This is a genomic window from Acetatifactor aquisgranensis (assembly GCF_943193215.1).
In the GTDB taxonomy this organism is placed as follows: Bacteria; Bacillota; Clostridia; order Lachnospirales; family Lachnospiraceae; genus Acetatifactor; species Acetatifactor aquisgranensis.
The window spans coordinates 66,594-92,373 of record NZ_CALPDH010000011.1 but is presented as its reverse complement, the minus strand read 5'-3'; the positions used below and the strand labels follow the sequence as shown (position 1 = coordinate 92,373).

The 25,780-nt window shown below is 49.6% G+C and carries 18 protein-coding genes and 1 pseudogene; all 19 read left to right on the top strand.

The window, feature by feature from the left end; genetic code table 11:
* Nucleotides 1-28 precede the first annotated feature (28 nt).
* The 19 genes and pseudogenes from NFS35_RS11225 to mreC all read left to right on the top strand — a co-directional run bounded on the left by NFS35_RS11225 (nucleotide 29) and on the right by mreC (nucleotide 25,771).
* A complete protein-coding gene (locus tag NFS35_RS11225; RefSeq protein ID WP_251207217.1) occupies nucleotides 29-2,035 on the top strand; it encodes a beta-galactosidase in 2,007 nt (668 codons plus the stop codon).
* 198 nt (nucleotides 2,036-2,233) lie between these two features.
* Nucleotides 2,234-4,012, top strand: coding sequence for a phosphocholine cytidylyltransferase/choline kinase family protein (locus tag NFS35_RS11220; RefSeq protein WP_251207216.1), 1,779 nt, complete (start codon nucleotides 2,234-2,236; stop codon nucleotides 4,010-4,012).
* A complete protein-coding gene (locus tag NFS35_RS11215) occupies nucleotides 4,005-4,730 on the top strand; it encodes an NTP transferase domain-containing protein (protein WP_251207215.1) in 726 nt (241 codons plus the stop codon). Before NFS35_RS11220 ends, NFS35_RS11215 begins: the two co-directional genes overlap by 8 nt.
* Nucleotides 4,723-6,246, top strand: coding sequence for a BCCT family transporter (locus tag NFS35_RS11210; protein ID WP_251207214.1), 1,524 nt, complete (start codon nucleotides 4,723-4,725; stop codon nucleotides 6,244-6,246). The genes NFS35_RS11215 and NFS35_RS11210 overlap by 8 nt, the downstream gene beginning before the upstream one ends.
* Nucleotides 6,247-6,328: 82 nt before the next feature.
* A complete protein-coding gene (locus NFS35_RS11205) occupies nucleotides 6,329-7,576 on the top strand; it encodes a CDP-glycerol glycerophosphotransferase family protein (protein WP_251207213.1) in 1,248 nt (415 codons plus the stop codon).
* A 1-nt stretch (nucleotide 7,577) separates the two neighbouring features.
* Nucleotides 7,578-10,352 (top strand): YidC/Oxa1 family membrane protein insertase, encoded by a 2,775-nt coding sequence (locus NFS35_RS11200; RefSeq protein WP_251207212.1) that lies wholly within the window; start codon nucleotides 7,578-7,580, stop codon nucleotides 10,350-10,352.
* A gap of 118 nt (nucleotides 10,353-10,470) precedes the next feature.
* Nucleotides 10,471-13,143 (top strand): DNA mismatch repair protein MutS, encoded by a 2,673-nt coding sequence (gene mutS / locus NFS35_RS11195; RefSeq protein ID WP_251207211.1) that lies wholly within the window; start codon nucleotides 10,471-10,473, stop codon nucleotides 13,141-13,143.
* Nucleotides 13,144-13,271: 128 nt separating this feature from the next.
* Entirely contained in the window at nucleotides 13,272-14,996 is a 1,725-nt protein-coding gene (locus NFS35_RS11190) for an AAA family ATPase (protein WP_251207210.1), read from the top strand.
* Nucleotides 14,997-15,084: 88 nt separating this feature from the next.
* The gene (locus NFS35_RS11185; protein ID WP_251207209.1) at nucleotides 15,085-15,840 is read left to right on the top strand and encodes a hypothetical protein; all 756 of its coding nucleotides are present in this window, start codon (nucleotides 15,085-15,087) and stop codon (nucleotides 15,838-15,840) included.
* A gap of 171 nt (nucleotides 15,841-16,011) precedes the next feature.
* Entirely contained in the window at nucleotides 16,012-18,360 is a 2,349-nt protein-coding gene (gene mutL, locus NFS35_RS11180) for a DNA mismatch repair endonuclease MutL (RefSeq protein WP_251207208.1), read from the top strand.
* A gap of 35 nt (nucleotides 18,361-18,395) precedes the next feature.
* Nucleotides 18,396-18,911 (top strand): NUDIX hydrolase, encoded by a 516-nt coding sequence (locus NFS35_RS11175; RefSeq protein ID WP_251207207.1) that lies wholly within the window; start codon nucleotides 18,396-18,398, stop codon nucleotides 18,909-18,911.
* Complete coding sequence (locus NFS35_RS11170; protein ID WP_251207206.1) at nucleotides 18,908-19,210, top strand: hypothetical protein; 303 nt, start codon at nucleotides 18,908-18,910, stop codon at nucleotides 19,208-19,210. Before NFS35_RS11175 ends, NFS35_RS11170 begins: the two co-directional genes overlap by 4 nt.
* Nucleotides 19,211-19,355: 145 nt before the next feature.
* Nucleotides 19,356-20,417 (top strand): annotated as a pseudogene (miaA, locus tag NFS35_RS29655) (tRNA (adenosine(37)-N6)-dimethylallyltransferase MiaA); the annotation flags it as partial.
* A 39-nt stretch (nucleotides 20,418-20,456) separates the two neighbouring features.
* On the top strand, nucleotides 20,457-21,020 hold the full coding sequence (locus NFS35_RS29650) for an AAA family ATPase (RefSeq protein ID WP_251207282.1): 564 nt from the start codon (nucleotides 20,457-20,459) through the stop codon (nucleotides 21,018-21,020).
* A 250-nt stretch (nucleotides 21,021-21,270) separates the two neighbouring features.
* Nucleotides 21,271-22,569, top strand: a complete 1,299-nt coding sequence (locus tag NFS35_RS11155; protein WP_251207281.1) for a methionine gamma-lyase family protein — start codon at nucleotides 21,271-21,273, stop codon at nucleotides 22,567-22,569.
* Nucleotides 22,570-22,749: 180 nt separating this feature from the next.
* A complete protein-coding gene (locus NFS35_RS11150; RefSeq protein ID WP_251207205.1) occupies nucleotides 22,750-22,989 on the top strand; it encodes a DUF4321 domain-containing protein in 240 nt (79 codons plus the stop codon).
* A 62-nt stretch (nucleotides 22,990-23,051) separates the two neighbouring features.
* Nucleotides 23,052-23,804 carry a RadC family protein gene (radC, locus tag NFS35_RS11145; RefSeq protein WP_251207204.1) on the top strand — a complete coding sequence of 251 codons (753 nt, stop codon included), beginning with the start codon at nucleotides 23,052-23,054 and terminating at the stop codon, nucleotides 23,802-23,804.
* Nucleotides 23,805-23,894: 90 nt separating this feature from the next.
* Nucleotides 23,895-24,905, top strand: a complete 1,011-nt coding sequence (gene mreB, locus NFS35_RS11140) for a rod shape-determining protein (protein WP_251207203.1) — start codon at nucleotides 23,895-23,897, stop codon at nucleotides 24,903-24,905.
* Nucleotides 24,902-25,771 (top strand): rod shape-determining protein MreC, encoded by an 870-nt coding sequence (gene mreC, locus NFS35_RS11135; protein ID WP_251207202.1) that lies wholly within the window; start codon nucleotides 24,902-24,904, stop codon nucleotides 25,769-25,771. The genes mreB and mreC overlap by 4 nt, the downstream gene beginning before the upstream one ends.
* Nucleotides 25,772-25,780 lie beyond the last annotated feature (9 nt).

Here is a 25,780-nt window from a genome sequence, read left to right as displayed (position 1 = left end):
GCCTGTGGAATAGGAAAAGGAGAATCAGATGGACAAATTATTGTATGGCGCCGCATATTATGATGAGTACATGCCTTATGACAGGCTGCAGGAGGACGTGGCGATGATGAAAGCCGCCGGAATCAATCTGGTGCGCATCGCGGAGTCCACATGGAGCACCTGCGAGCCCCAGGAGGGAGTATTTGACTTCAGCCATGTGACAAGGGTGCTGGATGCCATGGAGGAGGCAGGCATCAATGTCATCATCGGTACGCCTACCTATGCCATCCCCGCGTGGCTGGAGAGGTCCTATCCGGATATCATGGCTGTGACGAAAGACGGCAGAGGCCTCTACGGCGCAAGGCAGATTATGGACATCACGCACCCGACCTACCGTTTTTACGGGGAGCGGGTCATCCGCAGGCTGATGGAGGTGTCCGCCCACAGGAAATGTGTGATCGGCTTCCAACTGGACAATGAGACAAAGCATTATGACACGTCCGGAAAGAATGTGCAGAGGCAGTTCGTGAAATATCTTCGTGAAAAATTTAACGATAACCTGGATGCCCTGAATCATGAGTTCGGGCTGGATTACTGGAGCAACCGCGTGGATGCCTGGGAGGATTTCCCGGATGTGCGGGGCACCATCAATGCCAGCCTGGGGGCGGAGTTTGAGAAGTTCAGGCGCACGCTGGTGGACGAGTATCTGGAATGGCAGGGAAAAATTGTCCGGGAGTACGCCAGAGAGGATCAGTTCATCACCCATAATTTTGATTTCGGCTGGAAAGACGGCTCTTTCGGCGTACAGCCCATGGTGAATCATTATCACGCGGCAAAGGCGCTGACCGTGGCGGGGGTGGATATCTATCATCCCACCCAGGACGATCTGACCGGTGCGGAGATCGCTTTCGGCGGGGACAGCACCCGCTCCTTAAAGAGGGATAATTACTTCGTATTGGAGACGGAGGCCCAGGGATTCCCCCAGTGGCTGCCCTATGACGGCCAGCTGCGCCTCCAGGCCTACAGCCATGTGGCATCCGGCGCGAACATGGTGGAGTACTGGCACTGGCATTCCATCCACAACTCTTTCGAGACCTACTGGAAAGGCCTGCTGAGCCATGATTTCAAAGAGAATGACACCTACCGGGCCGCGAAAGTAATCGGCAATGAATTCGCGCGGATCGGCAGCCGCCTGGTGAACCTGAAGAAGCATAACAGAGCGGCCGTTTTAGTCAGCAATGAGGCGCTGACGGCGCTGGACTGGTTTCCCATCAGCGGCTGGCGGGGGAACGGCATCGGCTACAATGAGGTGCTGCGCTATGTGTACGATCAGCTTTATAAAATGAATGTGGAATGCGATTTCCTGTGGCCGGAGGCAGAACATCTGGAGGCGTATGACCTGCTCGTAGTGCCTGCGCTCTACGCGGCGCCGGATGAATTATTGCGGCGAATCGATAATTACGTGGCAAAGGGAGGCCATCTGTTCACCACTTTCAAGACCGCCTTTGCCGATGAAAATGTGAAAGTCTACGCGGACTGCCAGCCCCACGGCATCGACAAGTGCCTGGGAATCTCCTACAGCCATTTCACGGTGCCGAAGAATGTGAAGCTGGCTTCGGAGCGTTATCATTGCCCTCAGAATGAGGTGCAGACCTTTATGGAGCTGGTGCAGGCGGATACCGCACAGGTGCTGGCTTCCTATGATCACTATAATTGGAAACGCTATGCGGCTGTGACGAGAAATCATTACGGAAAAGGTACTGCCACTTATCTTGGCTGCTGGACCAGCGACGAGATGCTGCGGGAGATTCTGTGCGATGTGGTAAAAGAGGCAGGACTTTGGGGGAAAGAGCAGGAGACGGCATTCCCTGTCATCATCCGGAAAGGGATCAATGATCTCGGGCGGGAGGTAATATTCTATCTGAATTATTCGCCGGAGACACAGCAGGTTCCCTATGCGGGTGCTGAAGCGGCGGATTTACTGACGGAGGCGGCTGTAGAGGATGGTGAGCGTCTGGAAATCGGCTCATGGGATTTGCGGATTCTGGAAAGGTAAGAGGTACGATGGCAAAGATACCATCCGGACGCATTTGCGATAAACATTGTGGAGAAGCTTGTACGTGGTTTTCCAGGGGATTTTCAGGGACTGCAAAAATATGTTCAGCCTGGGTTCATGTTGGTTTTTCTTGACAAATATGCTTCATTGGTGTAGTTTATTAAGGGGCTGTTCACGAAAAGTGATTGGAGAAATTACATGAACAAACAGGAACTGGATATCATGCTTGCGCTGTCAGCTGAGAGCTATGTAAGCCAACGTTTTTTGTCAGAACAAACAGGTTATTCATTAGGATTTGTCAACCGCTGTATCAAAAATCTGACGGACAAAGGATATTTGGATGAAGAAAAACGCTTTACGGAAGCGGCAAAAAATGTATTCACAAACCGTTCTCCCCGAAATGCAATCATTCTTGCGGCAGGTTTTGGAATGAGGATGGTGCCGATTAACATGGACATTCCAAAAGCTTTGCTGGAGGTCAGGGGAGAGTGTTTGATAGAGCGGCTGATCAGGCAGCTTCAGGCAGCAGGGGTTTACGACATATATGTAGTTGTTGGGTTCATGAAAGAAAGCTTTGAATACCTGATTGATGAATTTGGAGTCAAACTGATTGTCAATTCGGAATATACGGCCAAGAATAATCTGCATTCTTTAAAAATGGCCTTAAAATATATATCTAATTCTTATATTCTTCCGGCCGATCTGTGGTGTGCGGAGAATCCGTTCAGACGCAAGGAACTATATTCGTGGTACATGATCAGCGATTTTCTGACAGAAGAAAGCGATGTCCGGGTAAACCGGAAAATGGAACTGGTAAAGACCCGGACAGCGCAGCCGGGAAACGCCATGGTGGGCATAAGCTATATTTTGGAGAAAGATGCGGCAGAGCTCAGGAAGCGTATCGAAGAATTCTGCAGATACAGAAAATATGATAATTCTTATTGGGAAGAAGCGCTGTATCAAAATGAAGGTATGATGGTCTATCCAAGAATCGTGGAAAACTCCGGTATTCTGGAGATTAATACATATGAGCAGCTTCGGGAATATGACAGTTCTTCGGAACATTTGAAATCTGATACCATTTCCGCGGCTGCCGAAGCCCTTGGAGTCAGCGAACAGGAAATAACAGATATGGCTGTTCTGAAAAAGGGAATGACGAATCGTTCCTTTTCTTTTCAATGCGCGGGAAACAGATATATCATGCGCATACCGGGGGAAGGGACGGATTACTTGATCAACCGCACAGAAGAAGCGAATATTTACGAGAAGATAAAAAATCTGGATATCTGTGACAGGATTATCTATATCAATCCGGAAAACGGATACAAAATCACGGAATATATAGAGGAAGCAAGAGCCTGTAATCCCCACAGTGAGAGCGACATTGGAAAATGCATGAAAAAGCTGCGGGAATTTCACGAGCTGGGACTTGAGGCAGCACATGAATTCAATATCTGGGAACAGATTGATTTTTATGAAAGTCTCTGGGGGAAAACAATCTCTTCCTATAAAGACTATACCGAAACGAAAAGAAATGTTCTGTCATTAAGGCCCTTTACAGAAAAATATGCGGAAAAGAAAGTCCTTGCCCATATCGATGCAGTGCCTGATAATTTTCTGTTCTGCATGGATGAAAACGGGAAAGAGGACATCAGGATAATAGACTGGGAGTATGCGGGTATGCAGGATCCGCATGTGGATATTGCCATGTTCTGCATCTATGCTCTCTATGACAGAGGGCGGATTGACCATTTGATAGATCTGTACTTTTCGGGAAAATGCGATGATATGACCCGAATCAAAATTTATTGCTATATTGCCGCCTGCGGCCTGCTTTGGAGTAATTGGTGCGAATATAAGCGAAAGCTTGGCGAAGAATTCGGAGAATATTCTCTGTACCAATATCGTTATGCAAAAGAGTATTATCGAATCGCCCGGAAAGAGTTAGAAAAAATGGAGAGTTCAGAATATGTCTGAGGTAAAAAATGCGATTATTATGGCGGCAGGTATGGGAAACAGGATGCAGCCGCTCACTTTGGAGACACCGAAGCCGCTGATTAAAGTAAACGGCAGCAGGATGATCGATACAAGCATCAGGGCATTGCATGCCAATGGAATATATGAAATATATGTGGTAGTGGGATATATGAAAGAGAGATTTTCCTGCCTGGAGAAGGAATATCCCGGCATTGTGCTGATTGAAAATCCTTATTATGACAGATGCAATAATATTTCGTCGCTGTACATGGCAAGGGAGTATATAGGGGATTCTATCATATTGGATGCGGATCAGATGATATACAACAAAGAGGTAATGTCAAAATCTTTTGAGCGTTCAGGATATAATTGTACATGGACTGCACGGCAGACGAAAGAATGGCTGCTTACGGTGGAGAACGGAATCGTGAAGCGCTGCAGCAGGACCGGAGGAGCAGAGGGCTGGCAGCTTTACAGCATTTCAAGATGGACGGAAGAGGATGGGAAAAAGCTGAGGAAGCATCTCGAAACAGAATTTGAAGAAAAGAAGAATACGCAGATTTACTGGGATGATATCGCGCTGTTTTGCTATCCGGAACAATACCGGCTCGGGATTTATGAAATGGAAAAAGGGGACGTCGTGGAAATAGATAATCTGGAAGAACTGGCGGCGCTGGATCGGGATTATGAGAAGCTTGTGGGGAAAAGGGATGAGTAAAGCGAAAAAAAGCAGTGAAGGTAAACGAGTGGACTGGATGATAACCCTGGTGCCGTTTATCATCATTGTTGTACTTTGTGTATTTTTCTTCTTCGCCCCAGACCAGTCGAATGAGATTCTGGGACAGATAAGGTTTATGCTTGGAGACGTATTGGGGACTTATTATCTGGCAGTGGGATTAGGCGTATTTTTGTTTTCCTTATTTATCGCGGCTTCGCGCTATGGAAATGTGGTGCTCGGGGACAAAGGAGAAAAACCCAAACTTTCCTTTTTCGCATGGGGCTCCATGATGTTCACGGCTGGCCTGGCGGCAGATATCTTATTCTATTCCTTTTCGGAATGGATTTTGTACGCATCCGATCCGTATATCGCGCAGCGCGGAAGCATTCAGGACTGGGCGAGCGTGTATCCTTTGTTTCACTGGAGTTTCATTCCATGGGGCTTTTATCTGGTATTGGCCGCAGCGTTCGGCTTTATGCTTCATGTGCGGAAAAGGGGGCGTCAGAAATATTCGGAGGCCTGCAGGCCGATTCTTGGCAGACGGACAGATGGCATTTTAGGACGTGTTATCGATCTGCTGGCGGTTTTTGCGCTTCTGGCGGGTACCGCAACAACGTTTTCGCTGGCGACTCCGCTTATGGCAGGCATAATAAATGAGCTTTTCCACGTGGACCTGAGCCGCAGGGCAGTTACAATCGTTATTCTGCTCATAACCTGCCTGGTCTATACCTATGCGTTGCTGCATGGCATTGGAGGAATCAGCTTCCTGGCGAAGTCGTGTATTTATCTGTTTTACGGACTGGTTCTCTTTGTATTGCTGTTCGGGGGAGAAACAAGATATATTATAGAAACGGGATTTTCCGCGCTGGGAAGAATGCTGCAGAATTTTCTTGAACTGGCAACGTTTACGGATCCTGCGCGAACGACAGAATTTCCGCAGAACTGGACGATTTTTTACTGGGCATATTGGATGGTATGGTGTGTGGCGGCTCCGTTTTTCATCGGGAGCATTTCAAAGGGAAGGACTATACGCCAGGTCATTTTCGGCGGTTATCTGTTCGGGACAGGTTCCACGATTATCAGTTTTATTGTGCTGGGAAATTATTCTCTAGGGAAACAGGTATTGGGAGGCGCGGATTTTCTTACAATATATGGGCGGGACGGAGATCTCTATGATATTATTATAGAGATGATTCGCACACTGCCCTGTGCATCATTCGTACTGGTACTGATGCTGATCACCATGATAGCGTTCTATGCCACATCCTTCGACTCCATTGCTCTGATAGGCTCCTGTTACAGTTATCATAAACTTGGGGAGAGCGAGGAGCCCCACAAACTGATAAAACTGATGTGGTGTATCCTGCTGATTCTGCTGCCGATTGCGCTGGTCTTTTCGGACAGTTCCATGAACAATCTGCAGTCAGTCAGCATTATAGCGGCATTCCCGATAGGAATGGTCATCGTGTTGATCGTGCTGAGCTTTATGAAAGATCTGAAAAAATATGTCGGGTAAAATAAAATAATTGCGGTTTTGGCGGGATAGTTGTAAAATATGTAATTGCAGTACGGAAAAGCAGGGGGAAGGGACAAAGAAAATGATTATATTGTTGTATATCGATCCAGGGACGGGAAGCATGCTTTTTGCAATCCTGATCGGCGTTATCGGGACATTGAGCTATCTGCTGAAAAACTGGGCCGTAAAGCTGCGCTTTCTGCTGAGCGGAGGTAAGAAGGTAGAGACAAATACTGATAAACTGCCGTTCGTTATTTTTTCGGACGATAAGAGGTATTGGAGCGTATTTGAGCCAATCTGCCGGGAATTTGACAGAAGGGGGGTGGACATGGTCTATATGACGGCATCCCCCGACGATCCCGCGCTTCAGAATCCCTATGAACATATAAAAGGAGAGTTTATCGGCAAAAATAACAGAGCGTTTGCAAGGATGAATTTTCTGAATGCCGGAATTGTCCTTTCAACGACGCCGGGACTGGATGTTTACCAGTGGAAACGCTCCAAAAACGTACAGTATTATGTGCACATGCAGCATGCGGCAAATGATATCTCGGGATACAGGATGTTTGGCGTGGATTATTTTGATGCTGTGATGCTTTCAGGGGAGTATCAGGTGCAGGAAGTAAGAGACCTTGAAAAAATCAGGGGGCTTCCCAAAAAAGACCTGATAAAGATAGGGATTCCCTATATGGATGAAATGGCCAAGAGACTGCAGGCGGCAGAGCGGAAAGAGGGGAAAGAGGGACATGTCGTCCTGCTGGCGCCGTCCTGGGGAAAGAGTTCAATCTTTCAAAAATATGGAGGAAAGATAATAGAAGTGCTTATAAAAACAGGATATCATATTATCGTCCGCCCGCATCCGCAGTCCTTTACTTCCGAAAAAGAGACAATCGAGAAGATTATGCAGGAATATCCTGCATCAGACCAGCTAGAGTGGAATCGGGACAATGATAACTTTGAGGTTTTGAAACGTGCCGATATTTTAATATCCGATTTTTCCGGCATTATTTTTGATTTTGCCCTTGTATATGACAAGCCTGTCATTTACGCGGATACGGAGTTTGACAACAGCCCTTATGACGCATGGTGGCTGGAAACGCCGTACTGGACATTTACGGCTCTGCCCCGCATCGGCCAGAAGCTGACAATGGAAAATCTGGATACTTTAAAGGCAATGATCGATGAATGCATTCAGGATCCGAAGTATGCGCAGGGACGCAGAGAAGCCAGAGAGGAAACCTGGGAGCACAAGGGAGAAGGGACAGAGCGCGCGGTGGAATATCTGCTGAATAAGTATGATGAGCTGACACAGGATAAAAAGGGGGCTTGACATGTCTTTTGTGGAAATTTTAGATACAGTATTGCTGAAATCGCTTGAGCTCATTTTTGAGATTATTTATATGCTGGCCTATAAAATAATCGATAACCCGGGGTTATCGATTATTGTGCTGAGCCTTTTTATGAATTTTCTTGTACTTCCATTGTATATGCGTGCTGATGCCATACAGGAAGAAGAGCGCCTCATAGAAAAAAAGCTGCAAAGAGGTGTGGAGCACATCAAAAAGACGTTCAGCGGCGATGAACGGATAATGATGCTGCAGACCTATTACAGGCAGAATCATTACAGGCCTGTCTATGTCCTGCGAAGTGCGGTTTCCCTGTTTTTACAGATTCCTTTCTTTATTGCGGCGTACCGGTTCCTCTCCGGTCTTTTGCTATTGAAAGGTGTTTCTTTTGGGCCGATCGCAGATCTTGGCAAGCCGGACGGAATGCTGCAGCTCGCGGGAATCTCTGTGAATCTCCTGCCGATTATCATGACGATTGTAAATCTGGTATCCTGTGTCATTTTCACAAAAGGAAGCCCGTTAAAGTCAAAGATACAGCTCTATGCCATGGCGCTGTTTTTTCTGGTGTTTTTATATGCCTCTCCGGCGGGACTGGTCTTTTACTGGACGCTGAATAATGTGTTCTCGCTGGTGAAGACCTGTTTCTACAAGCTGAAAAATCCACGGAAAATATTGAACGCGGTCTTTTCAGTCAGTGGTTTTCTGATGGAAATCTATGGACTTTTCCTGTATCCGACCCCAACTTTTCGGAAAGTGGCATTTTTTACGGCATGTGCCATATTATTACAGATGCCCCTCATTTTCGGAATCGTAAAAAGCAGGGTAAAGCGCAGGGAGGCGCTGAAAACGGGAAATAGAACTCTTTTTTTCGCGGGGGGAGTATTTTTGTCTATTTTAACGGGAGCTCTGATTCCGTCTTCCGTCATTAAAACTTCACCGCTGGAGTTCGTGGTTATCACGAATTTCTATCATCCGTCATGGTTCATTGTCAGTTCCTTTTGCTTTGCGTTCGGGATATTTGTAATCTGGGCAGGCGTGTTCTATTTTCTTGCGAAACCTTCCGTGAGAGTATATTTTGACAGGGCTGTGTGGATTCTTTCGGGTGTATTTACAGTGAACTATATGTTCTTTGGCAAAGATCTGGGGCTGCTCACGAGAAGCCTGCAATATGAAAATCAGTTAGGATTCAGGGGGGAAAGCCAGTTATGGAACGCGCTGGCAGTCATTGCGGTGATACTGGTATTTTACGCAGTATACCGTTACAGAGAAAAGCTGGTTTCGGAAGTGCTGGTCATAGGAGTTTTGTCTCTTATCTGCATGGTGTCTGTCAATGTGGCTGGAATCCATGATGCGGTGAGCAGTTTAAAAAGCAGGGATTTGGATAACTATAGGGCAATCCCCAGATTTACATTGAGCAAAACAGGGAAAAATGTCATAGTGCTCATGTTGGACCAGGCGATAGGTGAATACATTCCATATCTGTTTGAAGAAAAACCGGAACTGAAGGAACAGTTTGAAGGCTTCACCTACTATGCCAACACTGTGTCGTTTGGCGCACATACGAATTTTGGTTCGCCGGCTCTTTTTGGAGGATATGAATATACTCCGGTAGAGATGAATAAAAGAGATGAAGAGCCATTGGCCGAAAAGCAGAATGAAGCATTGAAAGTAATGCCGGTGCTGTTCGATCAAAACGACTATCAGGTGATGGTCTGCGATCCGCCTTATGCAGGTTATCAGTGGATTCCGGATTTTTCGATTTATGATGATTATCCTGAAATAGAGCACTATGTTCTGAGCGGGAAATTTCAGGATGATTCCATAAAAGACCTATGGATACAGGATGACAAGAGAAACTTTTTCTGTTATGGGATTATGAAGACGGCTCCGCTTTGTCTCCAGGAAACCATATATGATTACGGCAGATATAATCAGGAGGAAGATGCGCAGAAGACCGTTTATTTACAACAGACAACCGATGGTATGTATACCTCTTACGGGCTGCGGGAGGCTTTCATGGAATGCTATAATGAGTTATCTGCATATCCGGAAATTACCGATGTTGTAGACGATGATATAGATACCTTCTTAATGATGGTGAATGGATTGACCCATGACCCTATGATGTTACAGGAACCGGAGTATTTACCTGCCATAACAGTGGATAATACGGAATATGAGCGCGAGCATCAGGACAGGTATACAGTAAACGGACAGACGCTGCCGATGACGACAGGCGTACATGCGATGTATTATCAGACAAATATGGCTGCCATGATTCAATTGGGAAAATGGTTTGACTATATGCGTGAGAATGATGTCTATGATAACACAAGAATCATTCTGGTGGCGGATCATGGAAGAAGTGTTCTGTTTGACGGAGACGAGGCACGGCTTGGAGAAAGAGATATCGTCTCCTTTTATCCGCTGCTGCTGGTCAAGGACTTTGACGGCAGGGAGTTTTCGATATCGGAAGAGTTTATGACAAATGGGGATGTCCCAACGCTGGCCATGGAGGGAATCATCGAGAATCCGGTAAATCCTTTTACAGGGAAGGAGATAGACTCTTCTGAAAAGAGCGCCCACGATCAGTATGTCATTTCATCGAAAGACTGGAGTATAGAGGAGAACAACGGCAATACATTCCATCCATCCGCATGGTATTCGATACATGATGATATGCGGGATGTAAACAACTGGAAGCTGATATCAGAGGATGAGGTTACGCTTCCACCTATGGAAAATGCCGAAACACAATAATTTACAAACACAATATTTTGTGCTAAAATAAAAACGAATGTACAAATCATAGTACATTCGTTTTAATGTACAACAAATACTGACGATATACAAAAGCATAAGAACAGGAGCGACAATTATGTCCGAACAAATTCCCGTAGAAGAACTCACTCCCATGATGCAGCAGTATCTGGAGACCAAGAAGCAGTACGCTGACTGCATCCTTTTTTACAGACTGGGGGACTTTTATGAAATGTTTTTCGAGGATGCCAAGACGGTGTCCAAAGAGCTGGAGCTCACCCTGACGGGAAAGGCCTGCGGGCTGGAGGAACGCGCTCCCATGTGCGGGGTTCCTTACCATGCGGTGGAGGGATATTTGACCAAACTGGTCAATAAAGGCTATAAAGTGGCTATCTGTGAGCAGGTGGAAGATCCCAAGCTGGCCAAAGGGCTGGTAAAGCGGGAGGTTCTCCGCATCGTGACTCCGGGTACCAACCTGAACATGCAGTCCCTGGAGGAATCCAGGAACAATTTCCTCATGTGCATCGCCTATACCCCTACGAAAATCGGTATTTCCGTGGCGGACGTCACCACCGGGGACTATTATCTGACAGAGGTGGAAGACTTAAAGAAGCTGAACGATGAGATGATGAAATACGAGCCCTCGGAAATCATCTGCAACGAGGCTTTTCTGGTCAGCGGCTATGACGTGGAGGGGCTGCGGGGAAAGTATCATATCTCCGTCAATGCTCTGGAACCTCATCTGTTCGACGATGACGGATGTCGGAGGCTGCTGCTACGGCATTTTAAGGTAAATACTTTGATTGGTTTAGGGATAGAGGATTTCCCTGCGGGAATGACGGCGGCGGGAGCGCTGCTACAGTATCTGTACGATACCCAGAAGACGGATCTGGCCCATTTTACCCATCTGTATCCCTATCTGACCAATAAATATATGCTGCTGGACAGCTCCACCAGGCGGAATCTGGAACTGACGGAGACCATGCGGGAAAAGCAGAAGAGGGGATCCCTCCTCTGGGTGCTGGACAAGACGAAAACGGCCATGGGAGGGCGGCTTCTGCGGAGCATGCTGGAGCAGCCCCTGATTGATAAGGAAGAAATGGAAAAGCGTCTGGATGCCCTGGAGGAGCTTTGCGGGGAAAGTGTCTCCAGAGATGAAATTCGGGAATATCTGAATCCCGTCTACGATCTGGAGCGGCTGCTCAGCAAGGTCACCTACAGAACCGCGAATCCCAGAGATTTCATTGCTTTCCGCAATTCGCTGGAGATGCTCCCGGCCATCAAGTCTGTGCTGAAAGGCTTTTCCTGCGGGGAACTGCGGGATATCGATGAGCATATGGACGGACTGCAGGATATTTTCCAGTTGATACAGGCCTCCATTGAGGATGACCCGCCTGTGACCATCAGAGAGGGCGGCATGATTAAAGACGGCTTTGACGAGACCGTGGACATGCTGCGCAGCGCGAAGCGGGACGGAAAGCAGTGGCTGGCCCAGCTGGAGGAGACGGACAGGGAGCGGACGGGAATCAAGAACCTGCGAATCAAATTCAATAAGGTCTTCGGCTATTATTTTGAAGTGACGAATTCGTACAAAGACCTGGTGCCGGAGGATTATGTCCGCAAGCAGACCCTGGCCAACGCGGAGCGGTACACCACGCCCAGGCTGAAAGAGTTAGAGGACACTATCTTAAATGCCGAGGACAAGCTGACCACGCTGGAATATGACCTGTTCTGCAAAATCCGCGACTCCATCGCCATGGAGCTTGACAGGATACAGACCACGGCCAAAGCCATAGCGAAGCTGGATGTGTACGCCGCCCTTTCTTTGGTGTCAGAGCGGAACCGCTATGTGCGGCCCATCCTGAACGAGAAAGGCGTCATCGATATCAAGGACGGAAGACACCCTGTCGTAGAACAGATGATTACCAATGACATGTTCATTGCAAACGATACTTTCCTGGACAATAACAAGCACTGCATCAGTATCATCACGGGTCCCAACATGGCGGGAAAATCTACATATATGCGCCAGACCGCGCTGATTGTGCTGATGGCCCAGGTGGGGTGTTTCGTGCCCGCAAAGAGCGCCAACATCGGCATCGTGGACAGGATTTTCACCAGAGTAGGAGCCTCCGACGACCTGGCCAGCGGGCAGTCTACTTTCATGGTGGAGATGAACGAGGTGGCCAATATCCTGCGGAACGCTACCTCATCCAGCCTGTTGATTCTGGATGAAATCGGCAGGGGAACCTCCACTTTTGACGGACTCAGCATCGCCTGGGCAGTGATTGAGCATATCAGCAACCGAAAGCTTCTGGGGGCGAAGACATTGTTTGCCACCCATTATCATGAACTGACGGAGCTGGAAGGGAAGATGAGCAATGTGAACAATTACTGCATCGCCGTCAAGGAGCGCGGGGACGATATCGTGTTCCTGCGCAAGATCATCAAGGGCGGGGCGGACAGAAGCTACGGCATCCAGGTGGCGAAACTGGCCGGTGTGCCGGACATGGTAATCGACAGGGCGAAAGAAATCGTAGAACAGCTGACGGACAATGACATCATTGAGAAGATACAGAGCATTACGGTGGATGTCAAGGATACGAAGACGAAGAAACAGCCAAAGATAGACGAAATTGAAATGAGCCAGATGTCCCTGTTCGACACTGTGAAGGACGAGGATGTGCTGAAAGAGCTGATGGAAGTGGAAGTGAACATGCTTGCTCCCATCGATGCCCTGAATGTGCTTTACCGGCTGCAGAATAAGCTGAAGAACCGGTGGCGGGGGTAATCTGCCTGGATGAAAAAGCGCGGGGGCTTGAGCAGGATTCATGCTTGTGAACTACTGAAGATTATAGTAAAATGAAAGCATAAAATCCGGTTAATTGCGAAGCAATTTTATCCCAGAAAGGAGCCGTCGTGAACACAAGAGCCAGACTGCCCATCGGCATTGAGAATTTTGAAGATATCCGCAGAAACGGTTTTTACTATGTAGATAAGACAGCCCTGATAAGAGATCTCATGGAGGGTTCGGGAAATATAAACCTGTTTACGCGCCCCAGAAGGTTCGGCAAATCCCTGAACATGAATATGCTAAAATATTTTTTTGAATATGGCTGTGAGCCGCAGCTTTTTGAGGGACTCGCCATCAGGGAAGAGCTCCAGCTTTGCAGGGAGCATATGGGAAAGTACCCTGTCATCTCCGTCACCCTGAAGGATGTAGACGGCAGTGATTACGATACTGCCCTGGGAATGCTTCGTTCCGCTATTGGGAGGGAAGCCATGCGCTTTCAGTTCCTGCTGGACAGCGATGCGCTTACTGCCCGGGAAAAAGCTTCCTATGAGAAGCTGGTCTCGATTGACTTCTCTGGTCAAAAATGGTTTGACATGCCTCAGGAATTGCTTGTTTCCAGCTTACTGACTCTTTGTGGGCTTCTGCATAAGCATTATGGGCAGAAAGCGATTCTTCTAATCGACGAATATGATGTGCCGCTGGATAAGGCACGATATTTCGACTATTATGACCAGATGGTGGGTCTGATTCGCAGTCTTTTCAGCCAGGCATTGAAGGGCAACCACAGCCTGGCATTTGCCGTGCTGACAGGCTGCCTACGCATCTCTAAGGAAAGCATTTTTACTGGATTGAATAATCTGAAGGTTCTTTCGATAACGACTCTGCAGTCTGGTGAGAGGTTTGGCTTTACCGACAGTGAAGTCCAGGCCATGGCAGAGTATTACGGATGTGGTGATAAATTCAATCAGATGAAAGAGTGGTATGACGGATACCGTTTCGGCAATGCCGACGTCTATTGTCCATGGGATGTGATAAATTATATTGATTCGCTGCGACTGGATTCGAACGCATCTCCGAAGCCGTTCTGGATTAATACCAGCGGAAATGATATCATCCGAAATTTCATCAACCTGGCTAAGGCAGGTACCAGAAAGGAGCTGGAGCGGCTGATTGACGGAGAATCCATTCCGAAAAAAATCAACCAGGAACTGACATACAGGGACCTCTACGCCTCCATCGACAATCTCTGGAGCATCCTCTTTACCACGGGCTACCTGACACAGCGGGGCAGCGAGGACGGTGAAATTTATCATCTGGCCATACCGAACCGTGAGATACGGAAAATTTTCGTTGACCAGATTTTGGAATGGTTTCAGCAGGAAGCCCGAAGGGATACACCTGCGTTGGATGCATTCTGTGACGCATTCGCAAACGGAGATGCTGAAGCGGTGGAAAGCCGGTTCAACGCCTATCTCTCCAGAACAATCAGTATACGGGATACGAATGTGCGCAAAAGCAAGAAAGAAAATTTTTACCATGGCATCCTCCTGGGACTTTTGAGCCACCGGGAAGACTGGTATATCCGCTCCAATGCCGAATCAGGCGACGGTTACAGCGATATTCTTGTGGAAATCGAAGAAAAAGGCATCGGCATCGTGATAGAAGTAAAATACCCGGACAACAAAGAAAAGAAGCAATATGAAGCCTTAGAAAAGGGCTGTAGGGAAGCCCTGCGGCAGATAGAAATAACAGGTTATGAAGAAAAGCTGCGCCAGGACGGCCTGGAGACCATCCTGAGATACGGTATTGCCTGCAACAGAAAAAGATGCAGAGTATTGCTTCAAAAGTGAGCAGGACGCACTTGCGAAACGCGCTCGGAATTGCGGGATAATGGGAGAAACAGATCATAAATCGGAATAAGTGAAGGAGAATTTTTATATGACAATAGAGGAATGCAGGAAATATCTTCCCGATGGTTGGACAGAAATCATTCAACAAGACCCCTTGCTAATGGAAATTTTTGAAGAACATGAATATGATTTGGAGAAGGAAGCTGTTCCGCCTTTTCTTTTTCAGGCTTTGCGTGGCGGTAATCTTGAGCGCCTGCGCCCTATTCTTTCCCTATATGGACAACCTGGACTGGAGATGCTGCAGGGACTTTTGGAAATTGATGAAATAGGCAAAGATACCGCGGAAGTTCAGCTACCAGATGGACAGACGGCTTATGCCGCATATTTCTTTGCCCGATTTTCAACAGATAACAGGCAGGCTGCGGAGAATGCCGCACGAGCCTATATCAAAAATATAAATCGTGTTTTTGTGGAAGAGTTTGAGGAAGATGCCCCACTGGATGAGAATGCCGAAATAGAAATTCTCTCCGGACAAGCGGGAAAAGACTTTATAACAGAAGCCAATCAGAACTGGGCCACAGAAGAAAATGAAGCAACAGAGATAGAGGAAGATTTGAGGGATTGGTGCTGTTATATGCAGCACAGAGAGGGCTGCGGGGATATTGCGCTGATGTCCGAGGCACTGTACCATATCAGCTGCGATTATCTGCTGTCACACTATCTCCAGTGGTCTATGTATGATACGAAGCAGGAAAATCCTTTCCGTCCTTACTTCGAACTTTGGAAGATGGGGCTGCAGATTTATTTCCCGGGGCGTGGGCGCGTGGTGTTGGTAGAATACTGACATTGCAATAACTTGCCAAGTGACCCGACTCACGAGGGAAAGGTTTTCAAGGGACGCTGCGGCAAATATCATCGCTTGTGAATAAGTTCCGTGCTTTCTCCCAAACAAGCTGCATCAGTTATTTTCCGCCAGTTCCTGGCAATAAGATGCTGAAGGCGATAAGGTGAAAATATGTCACAGATACACATTCTTGATTCAGAGACAATCGATAAAATAGCAGCCGGGGAAGTGGTGGAGCGGCCCAGCAGCGTGGTGAAGGAGCTGGTGGAGAATGCCATCGACGCGGGGGCCGGCGCCGTCACGGTGGAGGCAAAGGACGGCGGAATCGAGTTTATCCGGGTGACGGACAACGGCTGCGGCATGGAGGGGAGCCAGCTGAGAACGGCTTTCCTGCGGCATGCCACCAGCAAGATAGAGGACGCGGGGGATTTGATGCGGATTTCCAGTCTGGGTTTCCGGGGAGAGGCTCTGTCCAGCATAGCCGCGGTGGCGAAAGTGGAGGTCATCACCACGCCTGCAGGCAGCATCATGGGGAATCGGATTCTGCTGGAGGGCGCAAGGGAGACAGGCTTTGAGGAAGTGGGCGCACCGGAGGGTACTACCTTTCTGGTGCGGAACCTTTTTTTCAATACACCGGTCCGGCGCAAATTCCTGAAGCAGCCTGCCACGGAGGGCGGATATATCGTGGATTTGATGGAGCATCTGGCCCTGTCCAGACCGGATGTCTCTTTTAAGCTGGTCATGGGCGGCCAGATGAAATTCCATACCTCCGGCAACGGTGATCTGAAAGAGGTCATTTACCGCATTTACGGGCGGGACGCGGCCAATGAGCTGGTGCCCATCCAGGCGGAGAAAAACGGGGTGAAAGTGGAGGGCTATCTGGGAAAACCGGTGCAGGTGCGCTCCAACCGCAATTTTGAGATTTATTTCATCAACGGCAGGTTCATCCGCAGCAATGTGTTGTCCAGAGCTATTGAGGAGGGGTATAAGGAATATCTGATGCAGCACAAGTTTCCTTTCTGTGTGCTGCATATCACCATGGATACCGGGAGGGTGGACGTGAACGTACATCCCACGAAGATGGACGTGCGCTTTGACGATGCAATCGGTTTCAGCAGTTTCCTGACGGAAGCTGTGAAAGGCGCGTTGCGGAGTCGTGAGATGATTCCGCAGGCTACGCTGTCTACGGAGCGGGAGCTGAAAGAGGCGCGGAAAGCAGAGCGGGAAGAAAAGGCAGAAGGGCGTTCCCGGGAAAAGCAGGCTGCGCCGGAGCCTTTTGAACACAGGCGCGGCGATGCATACCGGGTGATGGAAGAGACCCGATATGCGGCGGAGAAACCGGGGAAACAGGAATTTATCCACAATCCGGTCTGGGAGCGGGTCAGAAACGGCAGGGCGGACAACGACAGTGGTATGCCATCGGCGGTTCCGGTTTCCGGAGATACAGAGAGAATGGCTGTAGCAGGGAAGTCGGCGGGGAGCGCAGGGGAGATTTTGTCTGATATACCGATGCCGAAAGAGATACAGGCGGCAGAGGCAGAGGAGGAAGAGCCTTTTTTCACGGAGACTTCGGAACTGTCTGAGGAGGAAGAGCATTCTGCCCAACAGATATTGCCGGCACAGAAGACAGAAGCAATGAATCAACCAGAAGAACAACCAGCGTTTCAAGAGGGAAATGCAAATCGCCCAGAAGAACAACCATGGTTCCGGGAGGGAGAAGCAAGTCGCCCCGAAGAACAGCCATCGCTACGAGAGGGAGAAGCAAATCGCCCTGAAGAACAGCCATTGCTACAGGAGAGAGATGCAAAGCAATCTGCGGAACAGAGTCTGCGGCCGGAGGCCGGGATGAAATACGCCGCGGAACAGGCACCGCTGCAGGAGGCCTACAGCGGCGAACAGATGAATCTCTTTGAGGAGAAAATCCTCACCATGGAAAACCGCAGCCGCTTCCGCATCATCGGTCAGGTCTTCGACACCTACTGGCTCATCGAATTCGAAGACAAGCTGATGATGATTGACCAGCACGCCGCCCACGAGAAGGTCAACTATGAGCGGCTGATGAAGCGTTACCATGAGAAGAACGTGCTGTCCCAGGGCCTGATGCCGCCTGTGATTGTAAGCCTCTCCGGCCAGGAGGAGTCTGTGCTGAAAAACCATCTGGACACCTTCGCGGCGCTTGGCTTCGAGATAGAGGCCTTCGGCGGCAGCGAGTACGCCCTGCGCAGCGTTCCTGTGGATCTCTACGGCTGCGACGAGCGGGAGATGTTCCTGGAGGTGCTGGACAGCCTTTTGTACGGAACCGGTTTCGGCAGCATCCGCGTCATTGAGGAGAAAATCGCCTCCATGTCCTGCAAGGCTGCCGTCAAGGGGAACAATAAATTAAGCGTCCCGGAGGCGGAGGCGCTGATTGACGAACTTCTGACTTTGGACAATCCCTACAACTGCCCCCACGGCAGGCCCACCATCGTCACTATCTCGAAGACCGAGATGGAGCGGAAATTCAAGCGGATTGTCAATTAAATATACATTTTGTCAAAATAGGACATGGGGGATGTATGGATACAGAATATGAATCTTTTATTTGCAGGGATTGTAACGGCAATACCCTTATTTCAATAGAAAAAATAGATGAAAGCACGATTTCACAGAATCCTTTACTGACGCATTGCCTTGCAATCGTCAAAATCGGAGATGACTTTTTATTCGGATGGAACAAGTGGCGCAACAGATATGAGATTTTCGGCGGCTGCATCGAAGAGGGCGAGTCCCCGCAGGCCTGCATAGTCAGGGAATGCAATGAGGAATTAGGCATTGCTTCAGGGGATATCCGCTATCTCGGCGCAATGAAATTTTTATTGATGCCGGATTACTTTTCTGAAAGGCAGCGAATCGAATATGGCGGCTTATATGGAATTTCACTGCCGGATTGCAGCCCGGAAGAATTGTCCGGGCAAATAAAAGACAGAGAAGAAATAGGCAATCTTGCATTTTATAGTAAGATAAAGGGCAACAAACCCATTGCGCAGATTGACGAAAAATTGTTAGACTACGTCAGGAGGTTTATTGTATGATTGAAGAAATATCATTCCCTGAACATGAATATGAGTCAATTCAAAATTATTTAAATAAACTAGGGTATTGCTATACCACGAGGGTATATAAAGAAATCGGGAAATATAAAGTCGGGGAATTATATACTGCCCCATGGGGTGATGTGTTGAAAATAGACGAAGTTAAAACATACTGGAAAGTATCAGATCGCCCTTTCTATGACGAAATGAGTGATGACGAAAGGATAGAAATCTGTAAATATTCTGAAGATATAGGATTGCCATATGAATTTATAAAATTTTCTAAAAGTACAGTATAATCATATTTCAACAGCAACAAATTGTGCAAAATCGGTAATCATATGCAGGAATATACATTATACTTCAATTTTATGCAGTAGGAACACTTTTCCGAAAAGGGAGTTTATTAAGTTTCACACCGAGGGCTCTATGAATCAGGACAAAATGAATTTTGATGAAAAAACGTCTATAAAAAGACAAAATAACAAAAAACCGCCACTAATCATTCTTTCCGGCCCCACAGCGGTAGGGAAGACGAAGCTTTCCATCGCCCTTGCCAAGGCCGTGGGCGGGGAAATCGTCTCGGCGGATTCCATGCAGGTCTACCGGCATATGGACATTGGCTCCGCCAAAATCACAGCCGCCGAGATGCAGGGTGTCCCCCATCATATGATAGACATCCTGGATCCCTGGGAAGAATTCAGCGTTGCCCTGTTCAAGGAAAAATGCCAGCAGTGCCTTTCCGGCATCTATGCGCGGGGCCACATCCCCATAGTGACCGGCGGGACGGGCTTCTATGTCCAGGCTCTGCTGCGGGATATCGATTTCGGCTCCGGTGAAGAGTCCGCCCTTTCGGCGGAAAGGAATCTTTCTCCCAAAGCCAGTGAATCGGATGTTTCCGGGGGCGGCCCGGCGGAAAACGGAGCATACCGCGCCCGGCTGGAGGCGCTGGCTGCCGAAAAAGGCCCGGAATACCTCCATGCCATGCTCCGGGAGACAGATCCCGCTTCCGCGGAAGCCATCCATCCCAACAACCAAAAGCGCGTCATCCGGGCTTTAGAATTTTTTCATTTGACGGGAGAGCCCATCTCGCGCCATAATGAAAGGGAGCGTGAAAAAGAACCCGCCTACAATGCCTGCTACTTCGTGCTGAACGACCTGCGGGAACGCATCTATGAAAGGATAGACCTTCGTGTAGACGAAATGCTGCGCCAGGGGCTGGTGAAAGAAGTAGAGCGGCTTCGGGAGGTGGGATGCCACAGGGGCATGATTTCCATGCAGGGGCTTGGCTACAAGGAAATCCTGGCCTATCTGGAGGGCGAAACCACGCTGGAAGAGGCCGCTGAGACCATCAAGCGGGATACCCGGCATTTTGCCAAAAGGCAGCTCACATGGTTCCGTAGAGAAAAAGACGTTATATGGATAAACAAAAACGAGCTTTCCTACGATGAAGACAGAATCATGGAATTTATGCTGGAAGAACTGCAGGCAAGGGGAATTCTGCCTGCCGGACAGGACCGCAAGCCTTCCGCGCCGTCCCTCTACGTGTTTTCCGGCCCCTGCGGCTGTGGAAAGACCACTCTGACCAATGCCTGGGCCAGGAAACTTGTAAATGAGGGAAAGCGGAGACAGGTCTATGTCATCCACGGAGATGATTTCCATGCAGGCTTCGTGGAGCCAGACCGCAAAGGAGCCTTTTTTGAGGACGACCAGGCTGCCGATTTCTGTGAATGGCCGGAAATCCTGAAGTTCAACTGGGAGTGCATCCTGGATACGGCTGGCCGGGCACTGGCCCGGGGATTGGACGTGGCTGTGGATTATGTGGTGGAGGACGAGCTTTCACTGCTGCAGCAGTTGACGGTAACGCATCACGCGCAGCTGTACTATATCGTCCTGACAGCGGAGAAGGAGACCATCCGCCAGCGAATCGCCCTGCGGGGAGATGTGGAGCTGACCGAGCGCGCATTGTTCCTGAAAGACAAGCTTGACCACATGGCGGAGAACCAGGGGCATTTATATGACAATACGGATAAGACGGTGGAACAGATGCTGGCCGAGCTGGAAATAGAGAAGTTTCTCCTGATGGAGGAACCTCCAGGAGGATATTGAAAACATGCCCTCGGAATCCTGGCGAAAAAACCTGGATGCTACGAAAAAGTAGCCGAGAGATTCCGAGAAACTACCGACAATAGGCTCTCGGAATATCAGGAAGCAGAATCAGGCATTGGGTCGGGATGGCACCTGGAAAAGTGGGGGAACCGACTCAAAGGAGTTCCGGAAAGCAGCGAGATATGTGGTCTGGAGATTCCGAGAGGATATGACATGCATAAGGAGGGCTGCTGAATGCAGCGTCTATAATATGGAAGAAATACAGAACATGTACGCCCATATGGGCATCGACAGCGAAATATACGCATACGGAGAAGCCGTCCTGAAAACGCTGGCAGGGCGGTTCCGGCAGATAGACGAAATCGCGGAATACAATCAACTGAAAGTCATTAACGCCATGCAGAAATGCCAGGTCAGCGAAGCCTGCCTCCTGGGCACCAGCGGCTACGGCTACAACGACCTGGGCAGGGACACGCTGGAGGCGGTCTACGCGAAGATATTCCATACGGAGGACGCGCTGGTCCGCCCCCAGATTACCTGCGGCACCCACGCCCTGGCCCTGGCGCTGATGAGCAACCTGCGCCCTGGGGACGAGCTGCTCTCCCCGGTGGGGAAGCCCTATGATACATTGGAGGAAGTCATCGGCATCCGCCCCTCCAAAGGCTCCCTGGCAGAATACGGAATCAGCTACAGACAGGTGGATCTGCTTGCGGACGGCAGCTTTGATTATGATGCCATCCGCGCGGCCATAGGCGAGCGCACCCGCCTGGTCACCATCCAGCGATCCAAAGGCTATCAGACCCGCCCTACCTTTTCGGTGGGGCAGATCGGGGAGCTGATTGCTTTCGTCAAGGGCATCAAGCCTGACCTGATCTGCATGGTGGACAACTGCTACGGGGAATTCGTGGAGACAGCAGAGCCCGGCGACGTGGGGGCAGACATGGTGGTAGGCTCCCTCATCAAGAATCCCGGGGGCGGCCTTGCGCCTATCGGGGGATACATCGCCGGTAGGAAAGCGTGCGTGGAGAACGCGGCTTACCGGCTCACCTCTCCCGGGCTGGGCAAGGAGGTAGGAGCCTCACTGGGGATTCTGAAAGACTTCTATCAGGGACTGTTCCTGGCTCCTACAGTGACGGCATCCGCCTTAAAAGGCGCGATTTTCGCGGCGAACCTGTATGAAGGCTTAGGCTATGCCGTGGTACCGGACGGCAGCGAGAGCAGGCATGACATCATCCAGGCAGTGACTTTCGGCACACCGGAAGCTGTCATCGCATTCTGCCAGGGCATCCAGGCGGCAGCGCCGGTGGACAGCCATGTGACACCGGAAGGGTGGGATATGCCGGGATATGATTCCCAGGTCATCATGGCGGCAGGGGCGTTCGTCTCCGGATCTTCCATAGAGCTCTCCGCGGATGCGCCCATCAAGCCGCCATATGCTGTGTATTTTCAGGGCGGCCTGACCTGGCAGCATGCGAAATTCGGCATTTTAAAATCCCTTCAATCCCTCGTAAACAGGGGATTGCTGGATAAAAACAGCTTAAAGCTGTAGCTTTGTGTAGAAAAAACTCAAAATAAAATCTATGATTTTTGTGTACAGCTTATGTTTTTTGTGATACTATAGAAACGTGCGTACAGGAAGATTCATCCAGGGCAAAGTGTTTTCTGTATGCCGGGCGCATTTGTGCATGCAGCGCGGGTGCGGCGGACAAAAGAAGGAAGAGGTATCGGCTTGAAGAAAGTAAACTGGGTACTGCTGGTACTGATACTGGTGGGATTCGTCATCGGCAGATTCATCGGCACTTATTTTTCGGGCACATTTCTGAACTATGGGCAATCTTTCGGGATGAGTTCACCTGTGGTGCTCGATCTGGGATTCATTGTCCTGACCTTTGGCCTGACAATCCAGATAACCATAGCGAGTGTCATAGGTGTCGTAATCGCATTGGTAGTATATCGTTTTATCAGATAGTCCTGCGGCCGGGGGAATGGGCCGCCTGATGCGTCGGAGAAGGGAAAGGAGACGTATCGGACATGGAAGAAAAGCATTCCGCTGAGAAAACGAAGACAAAAAGCGCACTGAAGAAAGCCGCAGAGCTTCCCTATGAGAGATTCCTGCGGTTCGGGCCGGAGAATCTGACGGAGATAGAGCTGCTGGCAATCATCCTCCGCACCGGCACCAAAGACAATCATGTGCTGCAGGTGGCAGAGGAGGTCATGGGCCTGGCCAGATATCCCAAGGAAGGGCTTTTGGGCCTCTATGATGTGTCTTTGGACGAGCTTATGAGCATCAGGGGAATCGGAGAGGTAAAGGCAGTCCGGCTGAAATGCCTGACGGAACTGTCCATGCGGATGAGCATGGCAAAGGCCAGAGAGGGGCTGAATTTCACCAGTTCGGGCCAGGTGGCGGCTTATTTCATGGAAAAGCTGCGGCACCGGGAGACAGAGTGTGTGATGGTGGCCTGCCTGGACGCCAAGGGACAGCTGATCTGCGAGAGAAAGCTGTCGGAGGGCAGCGTCAACATGTCGCTGATCTCTCCCAGGGAGATTTTTCTGGCGGCGCTGGAGAGCCGGGCGGTGAACATCCTGCTGGTGCACAATCATCCCAGCGGAGATCCTACACCCAGCGCGTCCGACAGAGAGCTCACCTTCAATGTGAGGGAGACCGGGGAGAGGATGGGCATACGGCTCCTGGATCATGTGGTCATCGGCGACAACTGCTATGTCAGCTTTAAGGAGCACGCATGGTTCTGCGAACCGCAGTCTGCGGAAAAGCAGCCGGTATGATTTTCATCAGGCCGGACAGGCTTATTCATGATGATAGAGGACTCGCGAAGCGGGGATTCTATTGTATACGATTAGAAAGGGGTTGTCATTTTGGCAAACAACGCATTCGGTATCGATTTGGGTACCAACAACATCAAAATTTACAGCAGGGGCGATGACAGTATCATGGTAGAGAAGAACATGATTGCCATCGAGAACAAGAAGGTCCTGTTTGCATATGGGAACTCTGCATTTGAGATGTACGAGAAAGCTCCCGGCAATATCCATATTTCCTATCCTCTGACCAACGGCGTCATCGCAGATATCAAAAATATGGAGACTTTAGTACGATATTTCATCAATGACCTGCAGAAAGGAAACTGCAAGCCGGCAGATTTCTATATCGCGGTGCCCACTGACGTGACGGATGTGGAAAAGCGGGCGTTTTATGATTTGGTCAAATACGCCAATGTGAAAGCGAAGAAGATTATGGTGGTGGAAAAGGCCGTGGCGGACGGCCTGGGGCTGGATATCGATGTGAAGAACTCCCAGGGCGTGCTGGTAGTCAATGTGGGCTATGAGACCACGGAGATTTCCATTCTTTCTCTGGGCGGCATCGTGCTGAGCCGCCTGATCAAGGCAGGAGGCCTGAAGTTCGACGAGGCAATCCGGGCCGCGGTCAGGAAAGAGTTCAGCCTGATCATCGGCGGCAGGACTTCCGAGTCTGTGAAGATTTCCTTAAAGGATCTGGAGCAGGAGGGCAAGGGCGCCATCGTCTACGGCAGAGACATCGTCACTGGCCTGCCCATAGAGCGGGAAATCCCTACAAAGCTGGTGGTGGAGTGCCTGGAAGAGCATTTTGCCTCCATCATCGACAATGTGAAAGTGATTCTGGAGAGGACGCCGCCCGAGCTTGCGGCGGATATCTACCGCCACGGCATTTATCTCACAGGAGGCGCTTCCCAGATCAGTCATCTGGCGGACCGGCTGGCCGCGGGGACTGGGCTGAAAGTGAATGTGGCTGAGAATCCCGTCACCAGCGTGGTGCTGGGCCTTTCCAAGATAATCAAGGACGACAATTACAAGTCCGTAGCCTACGCGATTGAAGGGATGAGCAAATGAGTCCGGTCATAAAGAGAAAAGGAGAGCGGTTTACCCTGCCGAGTAAATATCTCCTTTTTGTTTTAACGGTGCTCTGTACTCTCATGATGCTGGTCACTTTTGGCACGGATGTATTCAATCGGCCGCTTAACGTGGTGGTTGGGTATGTAGTCGTGCCTTTTCAGCAGGGAATCGAGAAAGTGGGGGGATGGCTTTCCCACCGTTCCGAGGAGCTGGTGCAGATTCGGACGCTTTTAGATGAGAATGCACAGCTGAAAGCGGAGCTGGCCGCGCTGATTGAGGAGAATACTTTGCTCCAGCAGGATAAATATGAACTGAACAAGCTCCGGGAACTGTTCGCTCTGGATGGACAGTATGCGGAATACAACAAAGTGGGAGCCAGAATCATAGGGAGGGACTCCGGGAACTGGTATTCCTCTTTCCTGATTGACAAGGGGGAGGAAGACGGCCTGGCTGTGGACATGAATGTCATCGCGGAGGGCGGCCTTGTGGGGCGCATTACCTCTGTAGGCCCTAACTGGGCCCGTGTGACCTCTATCATATCGGATAATGTCCATGTCAGCGCCATGACGCTTTCCACAGAGGACAATATGACCGTGACAGGCGATCTGAAACTGATGGCCGAAGGCTGCATCACTTTCAGCCAGCTGGTGGACGGACAGGACAAGGTGATGGAGGGAGATAAGGTAGTCACATCTAATATCAGTGACAAGTATCTGCCCAATATCCTGATTGGGTACATCAGCACCATCAATAAAGATGCCAACAATCTGACCAAATCGGGAGAAATCATACCTGCGGTGGATTTCGAGCACCTGGGGGAGGTCCTGATCATCACGGACATGAAACAGGCCGTGGTGGAGTGACCGCAGAGC

What these genes read in the sequence shown, in the direction of transcription:
- NFS35_RS11170 (WP_251207206.1), top strand. Translation starts at nt 18,908, where the DNA reads ATGATTGAAGAAATATCATTCCCTGAACATGAATATGAGTCAATTCAA.
- NFS35_RS11155 (WP_251207281.1), top strand. Translation starts at nt 21,271, where the DNA reads ATGGAAGAAATACAGAACATGTACGCCCATATGGGCATCGACAGCGAA.
- NFS35_RS11200 (WP_251207212.1), top strand. Translation starts at nt 7,578, where the DNA reads ATGTCTTTTGTGGAAATTTTAGATACAGTATTGCTGAAATCGCTTGAG.
- mutL (WP_251207208.1), top strand. Translation starts at nt 16,012, where the DNA reads ATGTCACAGATACACATTCTTGATTCAGAGACAATCGATAAAATAGCA.
- NFS35_RS11225 (WP_251207217.1), top strand. Translation starts at nt 29, where the DNA reads ATGGACAAATTATTGTATGGCGCCGCATATTATGATGAGTACATGCCT.
- NFS35_RS11220 (WP_251207216.1), top strand. Translation starts at nt 2,234, where the DNA reads ATGAACAAACAGGAACTGGATATCATGCTTGCGCTGTCAGCTGAGAGC.
- mutS (WP_251207211.1), top strand. Translation starts at nt 10,471, where the DNA reads ATGTCCGAACAAATTCCCGTAGAAGAACTCACTCCCATGATGCAGCAG.
- NFS35_RS11205 (WP_251207213.1), top strand. Translation starts at nt 6,329, where the DNA reads ATGATTATATTGTTGTATATCGATCCAGGGACGGGAAGCATGCTTTTT.
- radC (WP_251207204.1), top strand. Translation starts at nt 23,052, where the DNA reads ATGGAAGAAAAGCATTCCGCTGAGAAAACGAAGACAAAAAGCGCACTG.
- NFS35_RS11175 (WP_251207207.1), top strand. Translation starts at nt 18,396, where the DNA reads ATGGATACAGAATATGAATCTTTTATTTGCAGGGATTGTAACGGCAAT.
- NFS35_RS11215 (WP_251207215.1), top strand. Translation starts at nt 4,005, where the DNA reads ATGTCTGAGGTAAAAAATGCGATTATTATGGCGGCAGGTATGGGAAAC.
- NFS35_RS11210 (WP_251207214.1), top strand. Translation starts at nt 4,723, where the DNA reads ATGAGTAAAGCGAAAAAAAGCAGTGAAGGTAAACGAGTGGACTGGATG.
- NFS35_RS11185 (WP_251207209.1), top strand. Translation starts at nt 15,085, where the DNA reads ATGACAATAGAGGAATGCAGGAAATATCTTCCCGATGGTTGGACAGAA.
- mreC (WP_251207202.1), top strand. Translation starts at nt 24,902, where the DNA reads ATGAGTCCGGTCATAAAGAGAAAAGGAGAGCGGTTTACCCTGCCGAGT.